Source organism: Corynebacterium sp. MSK158, from assembly GCF_030229085.1.
GTDB lineage: Bacteria > Actinomycetota > Actinomycetes > Mycobacteriales > Mycobacteriaceae > Corynebacterium.
This window is the reverse complement of sequence record NZ_JASPHJ010000003.1, coordinates 169,000-192,290: the sequence shown is the minus strand read 5'-3', so window position 1 is coordinate 192,290 and position 23,291 is coordinate 169,000. Positions and strand designations below refer to the sequence as shown.

Annotated in this window: 21 protein-coding genes; 18 read left to right on the top strand and 3 right to left on the bottom strand. The window is 58.0% G+C overall.

Going from position 1 to position 23,291, the window contains the following annotated elements:
- Window positions 1-2: 2 nt before the first annotated feature.
- From QP915_RS04150 to ffh, 4 genes are all read left to right on the top strand, one after another.
- Entirely contained in the window at window positions 3-371 is a 369-nt protein-coding gene (locus QP915_RS04150; RefSeq protein ID WP_284768205.1) for a Na+/H+ antiporter subunit G, read from the top strand.
- A gap of 230 nt (window positions 372-601) precedes the next feature.
- Window positions 602-940: a P-II family nitrogen regulator gene (locus QP915_RS04145; protein ID WP_239273121.1), complete on the top strand. Its 339-nt coding sequence runs from the start codon at window positions 602-604 to the stop codon at window positions 938-940.
- 6 nt (window positions 941-946) lie between these two features.
- The gene (locus QP915_RS04140) at window positions 947-3,070 is read left to right on the top strand and encodes a [protein-PII] uridylyltransferase (protein ID WP_284768203.1); all 2,124 of its coding nucleotides are present in this window, start codon (window positions 947-949) and stop codon (window positions 3,068-3,070) included.
- Between the two features lie 51 nt (window positions 3,071-3,121).
- Window positions 3,122-4,771, top strand: coding sequence for a signal recognition particle protein (ffh, locus tag QP915_RS04135; RefSeq protein ID WP_284768202.1), 1,650 nt, complete (start codon window positions 3,122-3,124; stop codon window positions 4,769-4,771).
- A 128-nt stretch (window positions 4,772-4,899) separates the two neighbouring features.
- On the opposite strand, the gene QP915_RS04130 is transcribed toward ffh, so the two are convergent.
- A complete protein-coding gene (locus QP915_RS04130) occupies window positions 4,900-7,167 on the bottom strand; it encodes an acyltransferase family protein (RefSeq protein ID WP_284768201.1) in 2,268 nt (755 codons plus the stop codon).
- A 352-nt stretch (window positions 7,168-7,519) separates the two neighbouring features.
- Between QP915_RS04130 and rpsP the strand changes: the two genes are divergently transcribed.
- Complete coding sequence (gene rpsP, locus QP915_RS04125) at window positions 7,520-8,035, top strand: 30S ribosomal protein S16 (protein WP_005325261.1); 516 nt, start codon at window positions 7,520-7,522, stop codon at window positions 8,033-8,035.
- 217 nt (window positions 8,036-8,252) lie between these two features.
- Here rpsP and QP915_RS04120 read toward each other — a convergent pair whose 3' ends face one another.
- Entirely contained in the window at window positions 8,253-8,939 is a 687-nt protein-coding gene (locus QP915_RS04120; RefSeq protein ID WP_284768200.1) for a TetR/AcrR family transcriptional regulator, read from the bottom strand.
- Window positions 8,940-8,977: 38 nt separating this feature from the next.
- The gene (locus QP915_RS04115) at window positions 8,978-9,382 is read right to left on the bottom strand and encodes a cupin domain-containing protein (RefSeq protein ID WP_284768198.1); all 405 of its coding nucleotides are present in this window, start codon (window positions 9,380-9,382) and stop codon (window positions 8,978-8,980) included.
- Window positions 9,383-9,489: 107 nt separating this feature from the next.
- Here QP915_RS04115 and rimM point away from each other — a divergent pair, with 107 nt between their 5' ends.
- From rimM to dprA, 13 genes are all read left to right on the top strand, one after another.
- Window positions 9,490-9,987, top strand: coding sequence for a ribosome maturation factor RimM (gene rimM / locus QP915_RS04110; RefSeq protein WP_284768196.1), 498 nt, complete (start codon window positions 9,490-9,492; stop codon window positions 9,985-9,987).
- The gene (trmD, locus tag QP915_RS04105; protein ID WP_284768195.1) at window positions 9,984-10,856 is read left to right on the top strand and encodes a tRNA (guanosine(37)-N1)-methyltransferase TrmD; all 873 of its coding nucleotides are present in this window, start codon (window positions 9,984-9,986) and stop codon (window positions 10,854-10,856) included. Before rimM ends, trmD begins: the two co-directional genes overlap by 4 nt.
- A 494-nt stretch (window positions 10,857-11,350) precedes the next feature.
- Window positions 11,351-11,983: a hypothetical protein gene (locus QP915_RS04100; protein ID WP_284768193.1), complete on the top strand. Its 633-nt coding sequence runs from the start codon at window positions 11,351-11,353 to the stop codon at window positions 11,981-11,983.
- 146 nt (window positions 11,984-12,129) lie between these two features.
- Window positions 12,130-14,466: a Tex family protein gene (locus tag QP915_RS04095; protein WP_284768192.1), complete on the top strand. Its 2,337-nt coding sequence runs from the start codon at window positions 12,130-12,132 to the stop codon at window positions 14,464-14,466.
- A gap of 202 nt (window positions 14,467-14,668) precedes the next feature.
- Window positions 14,669-16,783: a YhgE/Pip family protein gene (locus tag QP915_RS04090; RefSeq protein WP_284768191.1), complete on the top strand. Its 2,115-nt coding sequence runs from the start codon at window positions 14,669-14,671 to the stop codon at window positions 16,781-16,783.
- A gap of 148 nt (window positions 16,784-16,931) precedes the next feature.
- On the top strand, window positions 16,932-17,276 hold the full coding sequence (gene rplS / locus QP915_RS04085; protein WP_005325245.1) for a 50S ribosomal protein L19: 345 nt from the start codon (window positions 16,932-16,934) through the stop codon (window positions 17,274-17,276).
- A 186-nt stretch (window positions 17,277-17,462) separates the two neighbouring features.
- Window positions 17,463-18,266, top strand: coding sequence for a signal peptidase I (gene lepB / locus QP915_RS04080; RefSeq protein ID WP_284768190.1), 804 nt, complete (start codon window positions 17,463-17,465; stop codon window positions 18,264-18,266).
- On the top strand, window positions 18,244-18,981 hold the full coding sequence (gene lepB, locus QP915_RS04075) for a signal peptidase I (protein WP_284768189.1): 738 nt from the start codon (window positions 18,244-18,246) through the stop codon (window positions 18,979-18,981). The genes lepB (QP915_RS04080) and lepB (QP915_RS04075) overlap by 23 nt, the downstream gene beginning before the upstream one ends.
- Window positions 18,968-19,609: a ribonuclease HII gene (locus QP915_RS04070; protein WP_284768187.1), complete on the top strand. Its 642-nt coding sequence runs from the start codon at window positions 18,968-18,970 to the stop codon at window positions 19,607-19,609. The genes lepB (QP915_RS04075) and QP915_RS04070 overlap by 14 nt, the downstream gene beginning before the upstream one ends.
- A 62-nt stretch (window positions 19,610-19,671) precedes the next feature.
- Window positions 19,672-19,977, top strand: coding sequence for a DUF2469 domain-containing protein (locus QP915_RS04065; RefSeq protein WP_005325239.1), 306 nt, complete (start codon window positions 19,672-19,674; stop codon window positions 19,975-19,977).
- Window positions 19,978-20,147: 170 nt separating this feature from the next.
- Entirely contained in the window at window positions 20,148-20,546 is a 399-nt protein-coding gene (locus QP915_RS04060) for a YraN family protein (RefSeq protein WP_284768185.1), read from the top strand.
- A complete protein-coding gene (locus QP915_RS04055; protein ID WP_284768183.1) occupies window positions 20,533-22,095 on the top strand; it encodes a YifB family Mg chelatase-like AAA ATPase in 1,563 nt (520 codons plus the stop codon). Before QP915_RS04060 ends, QP915_RS04055 begins: the two co-directional genes overlap by 14 nt.
- Window positions 22,092-23,273, top strand: a complete 1,182-nt coding sequence (gene dprA / locus QP915_RS04050) for a DNA-processing protein DprA (RefSeq protein ID WP_284768182.1) — start codon at window positions 22,092-22,094, stop codon at window positions 23,271-23,273. Before QP915_RS04055 ends, dprA begins: the two co-directional genes overlap by 4 nt.
- Window positions 23,274-23,291 lie beyond the last annotated feature (18 nt).

Sequence of the window (23,291 nt, the reverse complement as noted above, 5' to 3'; positions counted from 1 at the left end):
CCATGGCCATTTCTGAAATTATCGCCTCGGTCCTGCTTATCATCGCTACCCTCTTGGTGGTCGCTACGGTGGTCTCCCTCTGGCGCGCGCCGGATGCTTTGACCCGTGCTAACTTGCTGGGCCCCACTGTGGGACTTGCGGTACCGCTGATTATCGTGGCCAAGGTAGTCGTGGACTTTGGCCGCGATGGCTTTTCCCTGTGGCTGCTCATCCAGGCACTGATCGCCTGCTTCGGCGTATGGATCATCGGCTCGGTAGGGTCCTTTTATCTGGGCCGTTCCATCTACGGCGTAACCGTCACCGACGTCAAACACGCCAAACACAACAATAGGAAAATTCAGACCGTGCACGCAGAGGAAGACGATATCTAGTCCTCTCCAGCCCCTTCTGGTGGCGAGCCGTTTCTGTTCCTGCGCGTGGCTGCGGGGAAGACAGAACAGCTCGCCGCTTTTCTGGTTGCACAGGAGGTCTTCTGAACCCACCAGCTCTCTGAATACGCAATGTGGAAAAAGTTGCACAGCAATTGCTGTGCTCGGGCTAGAATGGGTGCACGTTATTCGGTGCCTGTAGACCCGCCCCGAAGAGTTAGCAAGGAGTAACAATGAAACTCATCACGGCCATCGTTAAGCCCTTCACCCTGCCGGAAATCCGCCAGGCTTTGGAGCAGCAGGAAGTACGCGGCCTCACTGTTACTGAAAGCCAGGGCTTTGGGCAGCAGCGTGGACACAGCGAGGTATACCGAGGGGCAGAATACGCCACCGACTTTGTGCCCAAGGTGAAGCTGGAGATTGTTGCGGCCGATGACCACGTCGAAGACATCATTAATGCCATTGTGGATGCTGCCTACACGGGCAAGATCGGCGATGGCAAGCTGTGGGTAACCCCGGTTGAAGATGCCATTCGTGTGCGCACCGGCGAGCGCGGCGAGGCGGCGCTCTAAGTCCGCATGCATACCGCCGCACAGATTCGCGCCGAGGCCCATGCCTCGGCGCTTCGTGTATTGCGCAGTCTCGAGCTTCCACCGGGAACAGCGCTCGCTGCCACCGGATCCTTTGCGCGCAATGAGATGACTCCGCACTCTGATATTGATGTCATCCTCATCTATCCGGAAGGTCACGAGCCAGATCCGGCTTTGGTGGAGCAGCTGTGGTACCCCGTGTGGGATGCCAAGTACCGCCTGGATTATGCCCTGCGCACCCCGCAAGAGTGCGGGGCGATTGCCGCCGAAGATGCCTCTGCCGGCTTTGCCCAGTTGGATTTGGCCTTTGTAGCAGGGCGCAAGGTTCTGGTGGATGAGGCACGGGCGCAATTGCTCGCAGCGTGGCGGCGCCAGCTGCAGCGCGGCTTTGATGATTTCTTGGATACCGCGATTACTCGGTGGAAGCGTTCGGGCGCTGTGGCAGCGATGACGAACCCGGACTTGAAAAATGGGCGCGGGGGATTGCGCGATATTCAGCTCTTGCGCGCGATGGCTTTGGGCAACCTGTGCGACTTTCCAGATTTGGACGTTGAGCAGCGGCTGCTTCTCGACGCCCGCACGCTCCTGCACGTCACAGCCCGGCGCCACCGGGATATCTTGGATCCCGAGTTCGCCGCGGATGTAGCTGCGGACCTGGGGTTTGAAAGTCGTTATGCCTTGACAGCGGCTTTGGTCAGCGCTGCAGCCACGGTCAATAAGGCGGTGGAGCGCGGCCTTGCTACCGCCCGTGGGGTGCTAGGCCGTAATGCTTCAGTGACCGGCCGGGGCCGGCGCCGCCCGCTCGATGTGGACGTGGTGTCCGAGGGCGGCAACATTTTCCTTTCCCGCAATCCAAATGTAGAGGACCCGTGGCTGCTCACCCGCGTGGCGGCTGCCGCGGCACGCACGGGATATATCATCGCCGAGACCACGTGGCACCAGCTGCAAGGCCTGCCCGAGCTGCCGCTACGCTGGCCGCGGGCAGCGGTGGATGATTTCTTCGCTATTTTGTCCTCGCCGCGATGCACGCCGCGCGTCATACAGGACTTGGACCGCTATGGCCTATGGGAACGCTTAGTCCCAGAATGGGGGCATGTGCGCGGCTTGTTGCCGCGCGAGCGCAGCCACGTCAATGCGGTGGACCATCATCTCATCGCAACGGTAACGCGGTGCGCGCAGATGCGTACTTCGGTGGCTCGTCCTGACTTATTGCTGCTGGCCGCGCTTTACCATGACATAGGCAAGGGCTACGGGCGCGCTCATGCCCAAGTAGGTGCGGAGATGATTACCCGCCAGGCAGCCCGTATGCGGCTGAGCGTCGCCGATAGGTCGCGCGCCCAAACCCTGGTGGCAGAACATACCACCTTGGCGCGGTTAGCAGCGACGATGGACCCAGCTTCCGATGCCGCTCGCGACGCCCTCTTGGCTGCCGCGCATTATGACCAGCTGACTATATCCCTGTTAGCGGTGTTGGCTGAGGCTGATGCCCAATCGACCGGGCCTGGCGTGTGGACACCGCGGGTGGAGCAAGCACAGAAGCTGATCGTCGCGCGGGCACTTGAGGCGCTCAAACCACGTGTTCTCGACCGCCCTGCTGTGCATGTACCGCTATCTAGCGAAGGCGTTGCGCTCAAAGTGGATTGGGAAGACCAAGAAGTTAGTGTGTCGTGGTGCGGTTCCTCGCAAGAAGAGTTAAAGCGCATCTTTGCCTTGTTATCGGCTCTGGGGTGGACCATCGTGCGGGCGAAAATCGTTCGCGAGGAGGACGGTGCCTATAAGGCGGAGTTTTTCATCCGCACGGTGCAACAGACCCTAAAGGAAGCAGCGCAGGAGATAAGGTTTATCCAGTCCTATAACTCACGAACTTATACGGAGCTGCCGGCCATTACTGGAGAGGTGACCACTGCGGCATTCGATGTGGGCGGCATTTTGGTCATCCGGACAGTCGAGCGCATCGGCGCTTTAGGGCACTTGGTTGAGGCATTGCCGGACTTTGTGTGGCTGCGCCATGAGATTTTGGGCGCGACGATGATTGTCAATGTGTACCTCGCCGGGCAGGTTTCTCGCGCTACCGTGGTGGGGAATGTGACCAGGGCCCTGGCTAGGGACTAAGATTGAATAGTTGAACTTTAGATCGATCTAAATAAAGGGAGCGCATCCGTAGTGTTTGACTCACTATCAGACCGCCTACAGTCAGCCCTGGCGGGCCTGCGCGGTAAGGGCAAACTGACCGAGGCTGATATCAATGCCACTGCCCGCGAGATCCGCCTCGCGCTGCTGGAAGCCGACGTGTCTTTGACCGTCGTCCGTGGCTTTATCAAGCGCATCAAGGAACGCGCCCGCGGCGCGGAAGTTTCTGAGGCGCTCAACCCAGCCCAGCAGGTAGTCAAGATCGTCAATGAGGAGCTCATTGAGATCCTTGGTGGCGAAACTCGCCGCCTGAACTTGGCTAAGAACCCGCCGACTGTGATCATGCTCGCCGGCCTTCAGGGTGCTGGTAAAACCACCTTGGCCGGTAAGTTGGCCAAGCACCTGGCGAAGCAGGGCCATACCCCGATGCTGGTGGCCTGTGACTTGCAGCGCCCAGGCGCAGTGCAGCAGCTGCAAATCGTCGGCGAGCGCGCTGAGGTGCCGACCTTTGCGCCGGATCCGGGAACCTCCCTGGACTCCAACGAGCATGAAATGGGTACCTCGCATGGGGACCCAGTGGACGTCGCCAAGCAGGGCATTGCTGAGGCCAAGCAGAAGCAGCACGATGTGGTCATCATCGATACCGCTGGCCGCTTGGGCATCGATGAGACCCTGATGACGCAGGCACGCAATATCCGCGATGCCGTCAACCCGGACGAAGTCCTTTTTGTCATCGACTCCATGATCGGCCAGGACGCCGTGCAGACGGCCGAGGCCTTCCGCGATGGCGTGGACTTTACCGGCGTCGTTCTCACCAAGCTGGATGGTGACGCCCGTGGTGGTGCGGCCTTGTCTATCCGTGAGGTCACCGGCAAGCCCATCATGTACGCCTCTACCGGTGAGAAGCTCGATGATTTCGATGTCTTCCACCCAGAGCGCATGTCCAGCCGTATTCTGGGCATGGGTGATTTGCTCTCCCTTATCGAGCAGGCTGAAGCAACCCTAGACCACCAGAAGGCCGAAGAGGCAGCCTCTAAGCTGGGCTCTGGCGAGCTGACGCTCAATGACTTCCTTGAGCAGATGCTGATGATCCGCAAGATGGGCCCCATCGGCAACTTGCTGAAGATGATGCCCGGCGGCAAGCAGATGAATGAAATGGCCGCCATGGTGGATGAAAAGCAGCTGGACCGCATCCAGGCGATCATTCGCGGTATGACGCCGCAGGAGCGTGAGGATCCGAAGATTCTCAATGCATCGCGCCGCAAGCGCATTGCTAATGGTTCTGGTGTAAGCGTTTCCGAGGTCAACCAGCTCATTGAGCGCTTCAACCAGGCTAAGAAGATGATGTCCAAGATGGCCGGCCAATTCGGCATGGGCGGCATGGGCGGTCGCTCCGCTACCAAGAAGAAGCCTAAGGGCCGCAAGGGTAAAAACGGCAAGCGCAAGAAGGGAAAGGGCGGCGGAGGCAACCGTGGCCCGAAGATGCCGGGCGGTATGCCGGGCATGGGCGGAATGCCAGGAATGCCTGGTGGCGGCATGCCGTCCATGGAGGAGCTGCAAAAGCTCCAGCAGCAAATGGGCGGCGGCGGTGGTATGCCAGGTATGCCCGGCATGCCAAAGATGCCGAAGGGAATGGAAAATATCGATCTCGACAACTTGGACTTTGGCAAGGGCACAAAGTAGTCTTTCTAGCCCGTAGCCAGAGCAAAGGGGCTTCCGCATTCGCGCGGAAGCCCCTTTTGTGCTTGCATTTGTCTACGCCCCCTTTAAACCGGCTTCGCGAAAGCACAGTCGGTTTTGGATCTTAAGGGTTAGACTGCCTTTTCTTGCCCAGCCTTGGGGTAGGGGACTGGGTTGGCACGTTGCTTGCCGGCGTTGGTAGGCGCTGCGGGCGCTTGCTCCACGGCTCCTGCAGCTTGCTCCGGTGGAATATCCGGGGCTTCCTGCTGGACTTTTTCCCCGTTGAGGAAGGGCTTTAGTGCCTCGCGGATCATTGGAATTGCAGATTCCGCAAAAGCATTGGTGATGTGGTGCATGTCGCGGTAGACCATCGTATTGCCGATGATGACCGGGCAGTCACCATTGGCGTCGCAGAACCACGGAGCGGTATCGATTGAGAGCATATTCTGGTACTTGGATAGTACGACCGCACCGGGGTCATAAGGCTGGTAGACTTGCTCAACGCGCATGCCGCAGCCGTATGCATCTTCGGTAGCGACGTAGCACTCATCAAACTCACGTGGGCGGCCTTCTTCATCGAATCCCCACGGGTTATCGCGGAAGCCCAAAAAAGGAATATCGCGGTCGGCCAATTCATCCCAGAATGCCTGGTAGCCGGCGGGCACGGCATCAGGGCCGGTACCATATTCATTTTGCGGGCGCGTGGTATTCGAGATGACCAAGGCCGGGTTCGCCTCTTCGATGCGATCCATGACCAGCTTGCCCCACTCGGCACACTCTGGGGTCACGGTGACATCGTCGCCCAACTCAATCGGGCAGCCCTGGCGCAGCAGCGGTACCAGCTTAAAGCCCATTTCCTTGCCCAAGCGGTCAAGCGCGGAAGAGTATTGTTCCGCGTGCGAACCGCCTACCAAGTACACCTCCTTATCCGAATTCACGTCACCGAAAGTGCATGGAGTTTGCTTATCTTTCCGGGTTTCGAAGAAAAAATCGGCAGGCATATTTTGCGGTATAAAGCACCAGTTAGCTGCAACCGGTGGCTGGATGCCGCGGGCTAAAATCGGATCGGGTTTAATCTCCACGTTATCCGCTGGGGTGATGTCATTGATGAACGTAGTAGCGCCGGGGTAGAGGGCAGGATCCAAAAGCTCGGTCTCCGCATCGTCGAGGGTACGCATCCACAGTGGCTGGATTGCAAACAAGCCGACGACGGTGGCGGCCACCAGTACGCCGCCGACACCGCGGGCGGCACCGGCCGGCGTCTTTAGAGTGGAAAGTCCCTTGCGTACCGGCAAGTCCTCGGCTGTAGGGCGCTTGCGATGCTGGCGCAGGGGCTTTTCCAAAAAGCGGTGCGTGAGGTGCGCCAACACTAGCGAAATGACGATAATGATGACGCCCAACCACCACGACGGGGTTTCTTGACCCAGGTAGGAGGTGGACAAAATGAGCAATGGCCAGTGCCACAGGTAGAGCGGGTAGGCTACATCGCCCAGCCAGCGCGCCTGCTTGGAGGCCATGGCCTTGGAAATCTTGCCACCGCCGCCCAAGATAATGAGCACGGCGCCGCCTAGTGGCAAGAGGGAAAGCGGGCCAGGATACGCAGTGGTATCCGCGATGATGGCACCAGTAAAGATGAGCATCAGAAGGCCCAGACCAGTAAAGAGGTCATAGAGGCGGGCTGGAATCTTCCAGGAGGAACCGTAGATGGCCAGGACTGCGCCCAAGGTTAGCTCCCAAGCGCGCGACCAGGTGGAGTAGTAGTTCTCCGGAGTTCCGTAGAGGCCGTGGCGCGAGGCATAGGCGAAGGAGGTGATGGTGACCACGATGAGGATCGGGCCAGCAATCTGGTTAACCGTGGGGAAGCTGCGCTTGCCCAAAGGCTGCTGCTCCGGCCGGAACTTCATGATGGCAGCCAAGATGAGCGCGAAGGCAATACCCATGATGTAGAACTGGCCCTGCACGGCCATGGACCACATGTGCTGCAGCGGTGAAGTATCAGCCGCGGCCGCCGTGTAGTCGGCGTTTTGTTCTGCTAGCTCCCAGTTCTGGTAATACAGCATGGTGGCTGTGATTTGCTGGGTGAGCTCGGTGCGCATGAGCTGCGGGGTGAAAATGCGCACCAGAATGTAGGTCACGCCGATGACCAAAACCAAGCTTGGTACCAGGCGCCGCAAGGTACGCCAGATGGGCCACCATGGGTTCAGGGAGGCGTTAGGCTTGCTTGCGTAGCGCAGCTGGGAGCCCAAGAAGAAGTAGCCGGATAGCAGCAGGAAAACGTCGACGCCGCCGGATACCCGTCCGACGAATACGTGGTAGATAACTACTAGGCCGATGGCAATACCGCGCAGACCATCAAGGTCATAGCGGTACCGGAAATTTCGCGGTGATTCTTTAGTCATAAACTGTCTTTTCGTGCGCCTTTGCCAAGATGGTGGGGCGGAAGGCGCGCCATACATATGAAACGAAATGTCTATATTCGGCCCTTAAGGGTACTCTGCTTCAGTATCGCAGGCATAACGAACCTGCGTGCGTGCCGTATTAATTTTTGAAAATGCAGCTACTCGCGTTAAAATATTTCAGGTTGTCTACTCGGATTTCTGAGCTAGATAAACTGAAGAACGTAATATTCTGCGTAGCACCGTTTCCGTCTACGGTCGGCCGGTATGTCACGCGCAGATAAAATCCAAGGGTTGAACCGGCGCACAATCTCGTGCGCGTCTGTACTGCCCAGTGACTAGTAAAGGAGCCAACATGGCTGTCAAGATCAAGCTGCAGCGCCTAGGCAAGGTCCGCGCCGCTGAGTACCGCGTTGTGATTGCTGATGCCCGCACCCGTCGTAACGGCAAGGTCATCGAGAACATCGGTATCTACCACCCGAAGGAAGAGCCCTCCCTCATCCAGATCGATTCCGAGCGTGCACAGCACTGGCTGTCCGTTGGTGCACAGCCAACCGAGCCGGTTCTTGCTCTACTGAAGGTCACCGGTGACTGGCAGAAGCACAAGGGCCTGCCGGGCGCAGAGGGCACCCTGAAGGTTGCTGAGGAGAAGAAGTCCAAGTTGGAGATCTTCAACGAGGCACTGGCTGAGGCCAACAACGGCCCGACCATCGAGGCCATCACTGAAAAGAAGAAGAAGGCCAAGGAAGAGGCCGAGAAGAAGGCTGCTGAGGAAGCTGCTGCTGCAGAGGCTGCCGCTGCTGCCGCCGGCGAAGCTGACGCTGAGGCCGAGGAGAAGGCTGAGGAAGCTTCCGAGGAGTCCGCAGAGTAATCTGCCTCCCTTGCTAAGCGCATAGCGCTCTAGCTTCGGGCTCCGCCGCTACGATAACTGATCGTAGTAGCGGGGCCTTTATTGTTTGGAGAAGAACGCTGACACACGATAGCGACCGCGCACGCTAGTCCTTGACGGGGCTGCGTGCGCGGTCGCTACTGATTGTGACGCGCTAGGAAACTTGCGGCATCCATGTTGGGGATATGCCAGTTCACCTTTAGTTCTGTGGCTTGTAGTTGGAGTAGCGGCTGTAGACGTTAGAGGGATCCTTAAAGTCCATGCCGCGCAGGGCGCCTGTAACAACCGGTGTGAAAAGCTCGAGGATCTGCTCGCGTGGAAGCTGTGACATAGGGCCATTGATGGCAAGTACGGTAAATCCGTGAATGGCCGACCAGGCCAGCAGAGCATTCTGCATGAAATACGTAGCGTCAGTGGTATTGTCCAGCGCTTCCGCATGGCGGGACAACAGGGCGAAGAAATCGCGAATCTGCTGTAGATGATCCATCTTCGGATCATCTTCCGTATTGGGATCTACGCCAAGCATGAAACGCAGCGCCTTCCACTCCAGCATACAGCGGAAGAAATTGGTCTCATCCATGGCAAACTCGAGGTAAGCGTAACCAATCTGCATCAGGTGCTCTGGAAAATCTAGGCCCTCTGCAGTCTCGGTAGTTTCGTGTAAACGCTGGACCAACTCATCGGTGGCAAGTTCAGCGACCTTATCGTGCAGTTCTTCTTGGTCCTTGAAATGGCGGTATGCGGAGGTAGGGGACACTCCTGCTTCGCGGGTAACCGCACGAACGGTAATTGCGTCTGGGCCGCTTCTTTTGCCTAGTTGAACAGCGATACGGAGCAGCTCATCGTGGAGGTTTCCATGATGGTAAGACTTATTGTGCGTTTCCATAAAACTCATTTTATCACCAAAACCTATGGGTGTATAAATTATTTGGTTAGCATGGTGAGCAGCAAAACTGCGGGGGTGAAAGGGTCGCCGCTCTCGCTTGTAGTCTCGACTTTGTGCACCTCATATGCAGGAAGGTGCACGATAGAGCCGGGGGCGAGAGTGATGGTTTCACTGCCGTAGCTGAAGTCAAGCTCTCCGCGCAGCGCCTGCACGGTGATGGGATGTACGGCTTTATGATCGGGCAGGGACTGTCCAGGCGCAAAGCTAAAAAGAATGAGGTTGGCACCATCTGCGCTTAAGACGCGCTGGACGCCTGGGCGCGGGCGTCGCGGATCGGTATCTGGTGCGATGTCGAGCAGGTTGAGCGCGGTCATGGCAGAGGTGCCACTGGAATGAGAAGCCGCGCCAAAGGTTTCCGGGGAGTTGGTAGGTAGGTTGCTCATGGGCCCACTTTAACGACAATGACACTCAAATTCTGGGTTTGCTTTCTAAGGTGGCGGAATTTTACGACTGACAAGGGCAAAGAGAGCTGTGTTGTAGAATTTCCGCTATGGAATTGATGATTGGTCGCGTGATTAAATCGCACGGCGTGAAAGGCGAAGTCGTAGTCGAGGCCACTACGGATGAACCGAAGGTGCGCTTTGCGGTTGGGGAAGTTCTTCATGGTACGCAGGGCAAGAAGGGGCACACACTAACTATCACGGCGGTCCGGAGCCATAAGGGAAGGCTGCTCGTCACCTTCGAAGAGATCAGAGACCGAACAGTGGCGGATAGCCTACGTGGTACCAAGTTCTTTGCCGCTCCGCTCGACAGTGATGATGATGGCTTTTATGACCATGAGCTGGAAGGGCTTCGCGTACTTCTGGCGGGCGAGGAGATCGGTGAGGTCACATCGGTCATCCACGGTGGAAGCCAGGATTTGTTGGAGGTAGTACTCGACAACAGCAAGGAGGCGCTCATTCCCTTCGTGCATGCCATTGTTCCTGAGGTGAACTTAGAGGCCGGAACGTGCACCATAGATCCGCCGGAAGGACTGCTCGACCTATGAGGCTTGACGTCATCACCATCTTTCCGGAGTACCTGGACCCGTTGCGGCATGCGCTTTTGGGGAAGGCCATTGAACAAGGTCGCCTTGAGGTAGGTGTGCACGATCTGCGGCAGTGGGCTACGGATGCGCATAAGTCTGTCGATGACTCGCCGTTCGGTGGTGGCCCCGGCATGGTTATGAAGCCAGAAGTTTGGGGGCCGGCGCTCGATAGCGTCGCTGCGCGGGAAAGTGCGCCTAATCTAGAGTCTGCGCTGCCACATCTGAACCGTCCGCGCCACGATGAATTAGAAGGGGTAGAGGCCCAGGCCTATGCGGTTGATGCCATGGCCGATGAGGATAGCGACCTTCCACTGCTTATCGTGCCGACGCCGACGGGAAAACCGTTTAGCCAAGAAGATGCGCGGGCGTGGTCCAATGAGGAGCACATTGTTTTTGCCTGCGGGCGTTATGAGGGCATCGATCAGCGCGTGGTGGATGACGCCGCTCGGCGATACCGCGTGCGCGAGGTTTCCATCGGCGATTATGTGTTGATCGGTGGGGAAGTAGCCACGTTGGTGATTGCTGAGGCGGTAGTGCGACTCATCCCCGGTGTGCTGGGGAATAAGCGCTCTCATGAGGAAGATTCTTTTTCTGATGGTCTCTTGGAAGGCCCGAGCTATACCAAGCCGCGAGAGTGGCGTGGCCTAGCCGTGCCGGACGTGCTCACCTCGGGAAACCACGGTTTGGTTGACAATTGGCGGAGGGAACAGGCATTGCTGCGCACGTGGCAACGCCGTCCCGAGCTGCTGGAAGTAGCCGAGCTAGACAAGGATGATAGGGCTTTCATTGCGCAGTTGGAGCAGGAAGCTAAGGCTAAGGGTGAAGGCTAATGGAGGTTAGTGCTGATCTTTCCGTGCTTCTAGGAACTCGAGAGAATGAGGATTGCCTCGCAGGACTGCCTGACAGGCTACGTGCTCAGGGCTTTCATCCAGCTAGCATTTTCGTCATTCAGGTAGCGGAGTCATGCCCGGAGAGCAGCCCGTTAGCGCAGGAATACCGTTTCAGGTTTGGTCAGCGACCGCAGGGAATTCCGGTGTGGCGGCTTATAGTTAACGGTGAGACCGCACACCCCTTAGCCACCGTGGCCCCCACTGTGGCGGAATGTTTGCCCCCGGAAGCGCTGTGGTTGGGGAGCGCGGAAATCGGTTTTACAGAGATGGGGCTTGGTACCCCAGCGGTATGGCGGGCGGAAGCTGCGCAATAGGCGCCGACGAGAAAATTAATCGCCGCATTTTCACGCTAAATCTGCAGCGCTTAGGCCGTTTGGGGTTATGGTAAAGGGGACATTCCCTCCAGATTCCTATTCCCAAGGTGGTCCCTGACTATGACGGCTCCCAACGGCAATAACTACGGTGGATATAACCAACAGCCGCCCCAGTACAATCAGCAGTATTATTCCCAGCCGCAGCAAAGGGGTGGCGTAGGCGGCGCTACGATCGCCGCGATTATCGCAGCCATTGTGGCGGTCATCGCGGTGGCCGCCATGGTCATTATGTTCGTGACCAATAACAACGATGATGCATCGACTAGCGCGGCCGCCGATAGTCAATTCCAACAAGCTGATGCTAATAGCGGTTCCGGCTCCGGATCTAGCAAGCACTCCGGCTCCTCGTCCAAGGACGATGCAGAGGATGAAGATTCCAGCCCAGTCACGGTGACCAAGACCAAGGATGCTCCAGCTCCAGCGCCGGCACAGGCAGCGTCTTCTGGCAGTAGCAATGGGCACTCTTGGAGTGACTTCACTAGCTACTATGCGGCTACCAGCAAAACCTCCAGCGGGTTTGCCAGCAACGTCTATACCGCGTTTATGAATAACTGGGTCGCTGGCGGCGGAACCAGCGCTACCTTGAGTGTCTACTCGCCGGCCACCGGTGGTACCTACACCATGTACTGCTCCGGTAGCTCTTCGCGCGTTTCCTGCTCCGGCGGCGATAACGCCCGCGTGGTTATCTACTAAGAACGCGCTACGGCAACCTCCTTTCCTTACTGGGGAAAGGAGGTTTTGTGTGTCTTGGGGGCGTCGGCAAGCGAAGGCAGTGGAGGGGCCGTGCGGTAAATTGGGTGGGTCTAATCCCAAGCCTCGAGAAAGAGTGAGGAGACCACGTGAATATTGCGGCCACTATCGCCGCCGAGCTCAACGTCAAGGAAACGCAGGTTTCTACCGCGTTGCAGCTGCTTGCGGAGGGCAATACAGTGCCCTTTATCGCCCGCTACCGCAAGGAGGCCACCGGTGGGCTGGATGATTCCCAGCTGCGCACCATTGAAGAGCGCGCGAACTACCTGAAGGAACTGCAGGAGCGCAAGGAGACCGTCCTTGCGGCGATTGAAGAGCAAGGCAAGCTTAGCGACGCCCTCAAGGAGCAAATCCTTGCCTGCGAGACCAAAGCGCGCCTAGAAGATTTGTATCTGCCGTATAAGAAGCGCCGCAAAACCAAGGCCGATATTGCCCGCGAGGCCGGCCTTGAGGAGCTGACCGATAAGCTCATTGCGGATCCCAACGCCGCTCCGGAAGAGTTGGCACAGGCCTTTACCACCGAGGGCTTTGAGGACACCAAGAAGGCCCTCGACGGCGCCCGCGCCATTTTGGTGGACCGCTTCGCGCTCGACGCGGATCTGGTGGGTGAAGTGCGCGAGCGTATGTTTACTGAGGGCTCCATGGGCGCGCGCGTTGTTGAGGGCAAGGAAGCCGAAGGCGCGAAGTTTAAGGACTACTTTGATTTCAACGAGCCCTTCCACAAGCTGCCTTCGCACCGCATTTTGGCGCTGCTGCGTGGCGAGAATGAGGGCGTGCTGCAGTTGCAGCTAGATGCCGGCGATGACGCCGATTACGAGGATGTAATCGCCTCCCGCTTCGAGCTGGATCGCTCCTCCAAGTGGCTTGCCGACGCCGTCCATTGGGGATGGCGCACCAAGCTCTATATTTCCTCCAGCCTGGACGTTCGCATGCGGCTCAAAGAGATTGCGGAGGAAGGCGCGCTGCAGATCTTTGCGACCAATTTGCGCGATGTGCTGCTCGCGGCACCTGCTGGCCAGCGTGCCACCATCGGCTTGGATCCGGGTTACCGCAATGGTGTGAAGTGCGCGGTAGTGGACAAAACCGGCAAGGTGCTCGACACCGCCATTGTCTACCCGCATCAGCCGCAGAACCAGTGGAGCCAAGCAGTTCAGACGCTGTCGACCCTGTGCGCCAAGCATTCTGTAGACCTTATGGCCATCGGCAACGGCACTGCCTCCCGCGAGACCGAGAAGCTTGCCCAGGAAATTGCGGACCTTATCAAGCAAGCTGGGGGTCAGCGACCCACTCCAGTGGTGGTTTCGGAGTCCGGCGCCTCGGTCTACTCAGCCTCGCCGCTTGCGGCGGAGGAATTCCCCGACATGGATGTCTCGCTGCGCGGTGCGGTTTCCATCGCTCGCCGCTTGCAGGATCCTTTGGCTGAGTTGGTCAAGATCGATCCGAAGGCCATTGGTGTGGGGCAGTACCAGCACGACGTTAACCAGACGGCGCTCGCCCGCACCCTTGATGGCGTCGTGGAAAGTGCGGTAAACGGCGTGGGCGTAGATCTCAATACCGCCTCCGTCCCGTTGCTTGAGCGAGTAGCGGGTGTCAATTCCACCATCGCTGCCAATATCGTTTCCTACCGCAATGAACACGGTTCTTTCGCTTCCCGCAAGGAATTGAAGAAGGTACCGCGTCTTGGACCTAAGGCCTTTGAGCAGTCTGCGGGTTTCCTCCGCATCAACGGCGGTACCGATCCGCTGGATTCCTCTGCCGTACACCCAGAGGCCTATCCTCTCGTCTCCCGCATCGCGGAGAAGACGGGCCTGGGTATTTCTGAACTTATTGGCAATACCCGCGTACTTAGCACGCTGGCGCCAGCGGACTTTGCGGATGAGACCTTCGGTATTCCTACGGTGACCGATATCATCGCCGAGCTGGATAAACCCGGACGCGACCCGCGCCCTGAGTTCAAGACCGCCACCTTTAAAGAAGGCGTACATAAGGTCTCCGATCTCACCCCGGGCATGATTCTTGAGGGCACGGTGACAAACGTGGCGGCATTTGGCGCCTTCGTGGATGTTGGAGTCCATCAGGATGGCCTCGTCCACGTTTCTGCCATGAGCCACAAGTTTGTCTCCGATCCGCACGAGGTCGTGCGCTCTGGCCAGGTGGTCAAGGTGAAGGTCATGGAGGTTGATGTGGAGCGCCAGCGCATCGGTCTCTCCCTCCGTTTGGATGATGAACCGGGGCAGCCGGCTCCCAAACGCCGCGGTGATTCCCCACGCGGTTCCGCCAAGTCCGGTGGCAGGGGAGAAGGAAAGCGCTCCGGCCACAAGTCTGGGCGCGGATCCCGGGGTGGCTCGCGCGGCCGCACGGGTGGTGCAGGCAGCACCGGCGGTGGTGGTGCCATGGCCGATGCCCTGAAGAAGGCAGGGTTCTAACCGCTTTCAACTGCCGTTGGGAAACCCTGATTCGCCCAGCTGTGTAGCTCCCATCGCCGTAGGCGATGGGAGCTTTTCCTGTTCGGATACAAGTTTTGAATGGATTGGTGTTCAATATGCGCGGATATCAACCCAAAATGGTAAGTTTGGCAAAACTAAATATCCGATCGTTCGAGTCACTGTTTAGTGCAAGGAGAAAGAAATGAGCAACGGGGCTAAAAGAGGTTACGGCAGGGGAGTATTGGGTTGGCACCGCCTACTCGATTGGCGGCCCCGCAGCGTGGTGGCCCGAGTATGCATAGTGTTCTTCTTGGTTGCGCCCATCATTATTGCCGGGACCATGATGTGGGCGATGTGGGACCCTTCCAAGTACATGCGCAAGATCGACTTGGCGGTGGTCAATGAGGACGTGGGCGTAGATAAGCAGGACACGTACACCAACTACGGTGACCAGGTGGTAGAAGGATTGCTAGATACCGACTACCTCAATTTCACAGAGGTGGAAAAGACTGAGGGTGATGAAGGCCTAATCAAGGGCAAGTATTTGATGGTGGTGACCATCCCCAAAGATTTTTCCCAGCGGGCGGTGACCATCATCAGTGACAATCCCGTCAAACCCGAAATCCATTTTGCTAGTAACGACTTTTACGGGTCCAATGGTTCCGTCATTTCCTCAAGTCTGATTCCCCAGGTGCAAACCAGTGTGGAAAACGCGATTTCGAAGAAATACGCTGACCAGGTAATTGAGGGGCTCAACAAACTAAGTGACGGCCTAGGCAATGCCGCCGACGGCGCTGGGCGTCTTGATCAGGGCGCTGGGAAGCTTCAGGAGGGCGGTAGCCGTGCTGTCGGTGGAATCCAAGAATTGGGAGCTGGTGCCGGAAAGATTAATGACGGAACCTCGTCTTTGGTCGATGGAACCGCTCGCCTCAATGAAGGGGTTGGGCGTCTCGATGAGGGTGCGGTCCAGCTCGATGAAGGTGCGGCTCAGCTTGCCACAGGGTCCGATAAACTGCTTTCTGGAACTGGCCGTCTTGCTGACGGTGCCGGCCAGATTGATGGTGGAGTCAATCAGCTCACGGGAATGCTTACTCCAGTGCTTAAGCAGGCCCAGATTGTGGTCCCAGCACTGTCGCAGCTGGTAGGCGCATTGCGCAATTTAGGTATGGAGCAGCAGGCAGAGCAACTCAATTCGCTCGTATCCAAGCTTGACCCTGAAGCGAGCGGAAACATGGTGGATAAACTCGAGCAGCTTTCGGAGGGGACTGGTCAGCTACATTACAACCTTTCAGATCCCAACTCGGAGTATCTGGGGGGAATGAATAAGCTCAATGTTGGCGCCCATCGTCTTTCGGATGGAACCAAGCAGCTTCGTGGAGGCGTGGGAGAGCTAAGCGATGGAGCCTCGCAGCTGCACGATGGTGCCACCCGCCTTCATGCAGGTACCGGTACTCTTAAAGAAGGAACCGACCGGTTAGCGGCCGGAGGTGCCGAGCTTAAAGGCGGTATGGATAAGCTCAAGTCTGGTTCCGGTGAACTATCCCAGAAGCTGGCGGATGGAGTAGCCAAAGCGCCAACTATTTCCAAGCCCGATAAGTCGGCTCAAAACATGGCCGTGCCTATCAACTTCACGGCGTCCAATGTGCATCCGGTTCAAACCGTGGTAAACCCCTTGGACCCTACTCGCAAGGACATTACCGGCGGTGCCTCACTTCTTTTGGTCCTCGTCTTTGGCTTCCTCGTCATGCTGCTTGTAGCTTTGATGCTTCCGTATTACTTAGGCCGACGAGGAGTCCGTGTGGTGCATCCAGCGCGCGGAATACTTGGAGCTTTTGGCGTACTAACTATTCTCAACTTTCTTGTTCTAGCATTTATGGCGCTCATGTCTGCGACGCTGGGCTGGGTACCTGAAAGCTGGCCAATGATACTTGGGGTGATAGCGGCGATAGCTGCAGCAGGCGCGGCAACCTACCAGTTCTTTTTGGTGACGTTTGGGCGAAAGGTAGGTGGTGTGTTTGCCGCGGGACTCTTCGCTTTAGGTGTGATGGTCTTCGGCGGTGTGTGGCCGGTAGCCGCTATTCCGCGGCCGCTCAGCGTTGTTCACCCCCTCCATCCGATGGCCTATGTAAAGGATGCCTTTACGCGCGCTACTGACGGAATTTATGATACGACTTTCTGGACCGGCATGGGGGTGCTGGTCGTGACCGCACTGTTTGCGCTTTTAGTGTCTCAAGCGGTTTTCCGTGCGCGTCACCTAGGTACTGCAAGAATTGTTGATGAACACCTCTTTCGTGCAAAGTCCACTGCGGCGGCATAGTTTGGGTGGGGCCAGGGCCAGCTATAGAAGAATTTGGTTCTTGCTGGCGAATATGGAAAAGTAGTACACCGTTCTATGTAACGGGCACGAACCGGTTAGGCAGTATGCCGCTAGGGTCCTCTGTCCCAAACTGAAAAGGAATATTGGCATGTCCAACATTATTGACAAGGTTGATGCAGCACAGCTGCGCGACGATATCCCGTCCTTCCGCCCAGGCGATACCCTCGACGTTAACGTGAAGGTTATCGAGGGCAACAACGAGCGTGCACAGCTCTTCAAGGGCATCTGCATCCGTCGTCAGGGCTCCGGCATCCGTGAGACCTTCACTGTCCGTAAGGTCTCCTTCGGTATCGGCGTTGAGCGTACCTTCCCGGTTCACTCCCCGAACCTGGAGTCCATCAAGGTCTCCCGCCGTGGCCGCGTCCGCCGTGCGAAGCTCTACTACCTGCGCGATCTGCGCGGCAAGAAGGCTCGCATCAAGGAGCGTCGCTAGTACTAGCGCGCTGCGCGCCAGCATCCCCCTGCACCCAACCGTGGGTGCAGGGGGATTTCTATTTTCCTAATTCCCTTCATCCTCATGTCAAGGGGGAAGGCCGCAAACGAAAAGTTGACTGTGAATCCCCCTGCCGCGAGGGGGATAAGACCGGACATTGGGCGTGGGGTTGCTAGGATCTAGCGCGTGAATAAAGACAGCATCTCGCAGGAACAGCCGTCAGAAGGCGAGGGGGCCCACCCAGTACAGGGAGACGCCACCCAGCAAGGCAAAGAGGCGACTAAGAAGAAGGAAATGCCGTGGCTGCTGGAAACACTTCTGGTCGTGGCGACGGTTCTCGTGATCGTCGGACTATTCCAGAACTTTATCGGCCGGCAGTATGTGATCCCATCGGGTTCGATGGAGCCGACTCTCCACGGCTGCGAGGGCTGCACAAATGACCGTATCTTTACGGAAAAGATCTCTTACTACGGTGACGGCGAGCCAGAGCCGGGCGATGTCGTGGTATTCAAGGGTACCGAGGACTGGAATTCCAGCTACGTCTCACCGCGCTCGTCCAATCCGGTAATTCACGGCATACAGGATGCGTTGAGCTTCGTATCCTTGGCACCGCCAGATGAAAACACACTGGTCAAGCGTGTGATTGCTACTGGCGGACAGACGGTGTCCTGCCAGGAGGGCGATTCTGCCGTCATGGTAGATGGCAAGCCCATCGAGCAAGACTATGTGCAAGACCCGCCTACCTACCCGGTAGATGAGTCGACAGGCTCGGAGGCCTGCGGTGGTCCGTACTTTGGTCCCGTCGAGGTACCGGAGGACAATATCTGGGTGATGGGCGATAACCGTACTGCTTCGGCCGATTCTCGCTACCACATGACCGATAAGTTCCATGGCACGGTTCCAGTAGAAAACGTCCGCGGCAAGGTGAAATTCGTATTTTGGCCGTTTACCCGCATAGGTGGGGTCGATGACCCGGACATTCAGGAATAAGCCTTCCTCCCAACGCCTGCGCACCCGGGATTTTCTCATCCCCGTGGTGACAGGCTTTGTCCTGCTAGTACTCTTGCAGGCGCTGGTGGGGCGGATGTATGTCATTCCTTCTGCTTCGATGGAACCGACCCTGCACGGGTGTGCCGGCTGCAAAAATGATCGCATTGCCGTGCAAAAGGTCAGCTACTACTTCACGGACCCCAAGCCCGGGGAGGTGGTGGTTTTTGAAGGGCCCGAGTCGTGGAATAACGAGTTCCAGGTCAAGCGCTCGCGCAATATCTTTGTGCGCGGCGCGCAGAACGCTTTGGCAGCCGTAGGGCTGCTTCCTAATGGGGAAAATATCCTTGTCAAGCGCGTGATTGCTACCGGCGGGCAGACGGTGAGTTGTCAGGCTGGCGACTCTGCGGTCATGGTGGACGGAAAGCCTATTGACCAATCCTTCGTTCTCGATCCGCCGGAGATTCCCGTAGACCCCAGCGTGGGCTCGCGAGAGTGCGGCGGTGAGTATTTTGGCCCTGTTACCGTCCCCGAAGGAAACCTTTGGGTGATGGGTGATAATCGCACCAACTCCCTCGACTCCCGTGCACACTTGGGCGACCATCTGCAAGGCACCGTGCCGGTAGACAACGTCCGCGGACGCGTCGAGGCCGTCATTTTGCCGCTTTCGCGTTGGGGCGGGGTGCAGCACCCGGAAATTTCGCATGCGGCGGCTTAAACAGCGACGCACCTACGAGGTCGCATTGAGCAAGGCCGGTTTAGGTCCGGTAGCTGGCGTGGATGAGGCTGGACGCGGTGCCTGCTGTGGACCAATCACCATCGCGGCCTGTGTGATGCCTGATCGGCCGATCAAGGAGTTGGCGGAGCTTACTGACTCCAAGAAGCTCACCCCCAAACAGCGCGAGAAGCTTTTTCCACTCATTAAAGACAAGGCTGTGGACTGGTCTGTGGTGCATATTGGTGCCGGGGACATCGATAAGCGCGGCATCCAGCACGCCAATATTTCCGGCATGCGCAGGGCAGTTGCGCGCCTGGAAGCACGTCCGGGCTATGTGCTTACCGACGCCCTCTTTATCCCCGGCCTCACCCAACCCCACCTGCCCATTATCGGCGGCGATGCGGCCGCGCGGTGTATCGCCGCGGCGAGTGTGTTGGCCAAAGTCAGTCGCGACCACCTGATGCACGAGCTGGATGCGCGGTACCCCGGGTACGGGTTGGCCAGCCATAAGGGGTACGGAACCAAGGCGCATGAGGCCGCAATTGCGGTGCTTGGAGCGTGTCCGGAGCACCGGATGAGCTATGAGAATGTCCGCCGCGCTCATGCGGAGTTTGCCGCGCGTGCCTAGCTAAAATCTAGCCTTTCTCGCGCTAAGCTTAAGCGAGCTAACCCACAACCTGGAGGTCCACCGTGAGTGCAGAGGAACTCGATAACTACGAGGCTGAGGTAGAGCTGTCCCTCTACCGCGAGTACCGGGACGTTGTCAGCCAGTTTTCCTATGTCGTTGAAACTGAGCGGCGCTTTTATCTGGCTAATGCGGTAGAGCTTATTCCGCATACCTCTGGACCTGATGTCTACTACGAGGTGCGCATGTCTGATGCTTGGGTATGGGATATGTACCGCTCCGCGCGCTTTGTGCGCTACGTCCGCGTTATCACCTACAAGGACGTAAACATCGAGGAGCTGGATAAGCCGGAATTCATGATGCCGGAATAAGTTTGTCAAGCCGGCGCACGCGGCGCCGCGCCCTAGCTGTGGATAACAGAGGTGCAGAGCCTGGTTATCCACAGCTAGGGCCTTTTTGCTATTGCGTCCCTTGTGTAAGCCTTGCCAGCTGCGGTGTTCTGTGCTGGCCAATGAATTTCCCAACGCACAAGGAAACCGCAATGCACTTTAATTCAGAACACCGCTTGGCCACGAAGAAGCCCCGTCATAAACAAGTCTTAGGAAAAAGGGGAGAGGCCTTCGCAGCGCGCTATCTGCGCGAACGCGGGGCAGAAATAATTGCTGCCAACGTCACTTATCGGGTGGGAGAAATCGACCTTATCGCCCGGGAGGCGGATGGAACCATCGTCTTTGTTGAGGTTAAGACCCGCGCCAATTCCCGCTACGGGGTAGCTGAGGCCGTAACCCCGCAGAAGCTCGCGCGACTGCGTAAAGCCGCGGCACAGTGGCTTGATGGAAAGCCACTGGCTGAGGTGCGATTCGACGTTATTGCCTTGGTCGCGCGCGGGCAGGGGTTTGCGCTGGAACACTTCAAGGGGGTTGAAGATGGCTCTAGGTAATTGTTTGACCATGTCCCTCAACGGAGTCCTAGCTCAGTTGGTTGAGGTAGAAGCAAATGTTGGCCACGGGCTGCCAGGGATACACGTTGTAGGCCAGACGGATACCGCAATCTCCGAATCTCGGGACAGGATCAGGACCGCAGCCTTTAATTCCCATCTGCCCTGGCCCAAGACCAAAGTGGTGGTCTCCATGTCCCCGGCTTCGCTTCCCAAATCCGGGTCCCACTTTGACCTACCCATAGCGCTTGCGATTCTGGCGGCCCAGGCGGAGGCCGACTTCCCATCTTATGGCAGTACTCCCTCGCCCGCCCAACGTCTCCAGCGCACCTTGGTCTTAGGCGAGCTCGGTCTCGACGGCTCCGTTCGTCCTGTAGCGGGCATTATCCCTGCCCTCCTTGCTGCACGGGAACAGGGAATAACAACTCTTATCGTTCCGCCTGGCAATGCCGCCGAGGCGACATTGGTGCCGGACATGGACGTACTGGTTGCTTCGTCTTTGCAGGAAGCTTTCGGATGGGCCTGCGGAAACCGTGGGCTGCCGCAGGCGGCGAGCTTTTCGGGGTCGCTCAGCCCCGCGCCTGCGGCGGCGTCGCGACTCGACTTTAGCGATATCGCTGGCCAAGCTAATGCCAAATGGGCTGCCGAGGTTGCTGCAGCCGGTGGCCATCACTTGATGATGATTGGGCCGCCAGGATCAGGAAAGTCCATGATCGCCTCACGCCTGCCCACCATCCTGCCTACACTTACCCCGGACCAGCAGGTCGAAACCACCGCAATTCATTCGCTGACCGGAACCCCAGGTGAGGTCATCGAGCGCGCCCCGTTCATCGCCCCGCATGCCTCAGTTACTCGGGCGGCATTACTTGGCGGCGGTTCCGGACATCCGCGCCCTGGTGCGGTGAGTTTGGCTCACAATGGTGTGCTCTTTCTCGACGAGGCCAGTGAGGTAGCCGCGCCGGTACTCGATGGTCTGCGTGCACCGCTGGAGGAAGGACACGTGCGGTTGGCGCGCTCGCGCCGCGAGGTTACCTATCCTGCTCGCTTCCAATTGGTCATGGCGGCAAACCCGTGCAGGTGTGCGGCCGAAGACCCGTCTAAGTGCAGATGCAACCCCCATGAACGAATGAACTACCTCTCCAATCTCTCCGGACCGTTGCGAGACCGTCTGGATATGGTGGTCACCTTAAGCGGGCAGGCGGCAACAATTAACGCGGACGGTGAAGAGGAATCCGCAGTCATCGCCGAGCGCGTCGCCGCTGCCCGTGAGCGCGCCGCCGCACGCTGGTGGGCGGATGGCATCACCGCACGCACCAATGGGGAAGTTCCTTCGTCCTATTTGCGCCGAAAGAGACCCGCTGCAGAGGCTGCGATGGTCATGTTGTCTGCCTACTTGGCTGAAGGTGAAATATCCCAGCGCGGAGTGGACCGCGTATTGAAACTCTCTTGGACTCTGGCCGATCTAGCAGGAAAGGCACAGCCGGACCTGGACGAAGTGGGGCGCGCGCTCGATCTGCGCGGCTCAATTAACGTCGGGAGGCTCGCAGCATGACCGACCTTGACCTCTCTACTCCTTATGCCACCTGGGTATACCTCAACCGAGTGGTGGAAGGTCCCTCTGCGGCGTTGCAGGCCCTGCTTACGCAATACCCAGCTGAGGAAATCGCCCACGGAATCTACAATCGCGCCGACTGGATTGGCCCGCTTTTGGCGCGCACGGCCTCCCGCTATGACTGGTTGCGGCAGGCCGAAGATATGGCGGCAGCCGAAAGGGTCGGGGCTCGGCTCATTACGGCAGAAAGCTCAGAGTGGCCCACAGAGGAGTTTGACTCTGCATTCGGCTTCTATCAGCACGGCGGGGAGGCCCCAGCTACTTTTGATGACCAAGCATTGCCACCACATAGCCTGTGGGTGCGCGGTGCACCATTACAGGCAGAGGTTGCTCAAGCTGTGGCCATCGTCGGTACTCGTGCCATTTCTCGCTATGGCTGGCAGGCCACCCACAACGTCGTGTCCGGATTGGTTCAGCATGAATGGACTCCAATATCCGGCGGCGCGCTGGGAGTGGATACCGTCGCGCACGAAACAGCGTTGCACAACAACGGGCGCACGGTAGCCATAGCAGCGTGTGGCATCGATAGGGACTACCCAGCCCGCAATGCCAACTTATTCGCCAAGATTGCGGACAATGGTTGCATCATCTCTGAATTCGCGCCGGAAACCGCGCCGAAGCGCCACCGGTTCTTAACGCGCAATCGCTTAGTGGCAGCATTGAGTCACGGTACCGTAGTTATGGAGGCGGCATTTCGATCTGGCGCGTTGAACACCCTCAACTGGGCAGAAGCGCTTGGGCGAGTTGCGATGGCGGTGCCGGGGCCGATAACTACTAGCGGTTCGTTGGGCTGCCACCAGCGCATTCAAGAAGGCCGCGCACAGTTGGTTACCAGTGCTGATGAAATTCGCGCCTTAGTAAGTCGCGCCGGGGAAGTAGACCCAGGCGCACAGTACGAAATCAATTTTGCGGCAACCATGACCCAACGCCTCTCCCGCAATGAGTTGCGCGTCTTTGACGCGACGCCACCGCTAGGACAGGAGAAAGCAACGGCAGAAGACATTGCCCGCGAAGCAGGATTCCGATTACCGCTGACAGTTCACTTACTACTGGCACTGGAAAAGATGCGCGTTGTCGTCCGGCATGGCAATACTTGGGCGCGCCGGGAAACGGAATAAATGGCACCTGCGTAGGGC

Coding starts and splice junctions, on each gene's coding strand:
- QP915_RS04150 (WP_284768205.1), top strand. CDS start 3: ATGGCCATTTCTGAAATTATCGCCTCGGTCCTGCTTATCATCGCTACC.
- QP915_RS04145 (WP_239273121.1), top strand. CDS start 602: ATGAAACTCATCACGGCCATCGTTAAGCCCTTCACCCTGCCGGAAATC.
- QP915_RS04140 (WP_284768203.1), top strand. CDS start 947: ATGCATACCGCCGCACAGATTCGCGCCGAGGCCCATGCCTCGGCGCTT.
- QP915_RS04130 (WP_284768201.1), bottom strand. CDS start 7,167: ATGACTAAAGAATCACCGCGAAATTTCCGGTACCGCTATGACCTTGAT.
- rpsP (WP_005325261.1), top strand. CDS start 7,520: ATGGCTGTCAAGATCAAGCTGCAGCGCCTAGGCAAGGTCCGCGCCGCT.
- QP915_RS04120 (WP_284768200.1), bottom strand. CDS start 8,939: ATGGAAACGCACAATAAGTCTTACCATCATGGAAACCTCCACGATGAG.
- QP915_RS04115 (WP_284768198.1), bottom strand. CDS start 9,382: ATGAGCAACCTACCTACCAACTCCCCGGAAACCTTTGGCGCGGCTTCT.
- rimM (WP_284768196.1), top strand. CDS start 9,490: ATGGAATTGATGATTGGTCGCGTGATTAAATCGCACGGCGTGAAAGGC.
- trmD (WP_284768195.1), top strand. CDS start 9,984: ATGAGGCTTGACGTCATCACCATCTTTCCGGAGTACCTGGACCCGTTG.
- QP915_RS04100 (WP_284768193.1), top strand. CDS start 11,351: ATGACGGCTCCCAACGGCAATAACTACGGTGGATATAACCAACAGCCG.
- QP915_RS04090 (WP_284768191.1), top strand. CDS start 14,669: ATGAGCAACGGGGCTAAAAGAGGTTACGGCAGGGGAGTATTGGGTTGG.
- rplS (WP_005325245.1), top strand. CDS start 16,932: ATGTCCAACATTATTGACAAGGTTGATGCAGCACAGCTGCGCGACGAT.
- lepB (WP_284768189.1), top strand. CDS start 18,244: ATGACCCGGACATTCAGGAATAAGCCTTCCTCCCAACGCCTGCGCACC.
- QP915_RS04070 (WP_284768187.1), top strand. CDS start 18,968: ATGCGGCGGCTTAAACAGCGACGCACCTACGAGGTCGCATTGAGCAAG.
- QP915_RS04060 (WP_284768185.1), top strand. CDS start 20,148: ATGCACTTTAATTCAGAACACCGCTTGGCCACGAAGAAGCCCCGTCAT.
- QP915_RS04055 (WP_284768183.1), top strand. CDS start 20,533: ATGGCTCTAGGTAATTGTTTGACCATGTCCCTCAACGGAGTCCTAGCT.
- dprA (WP_284768182.1), top strand. CDS start 22,092: ATGACCGACCTTGACCTCTCTACTCCTTATGCCACCTGGGTATACCTC.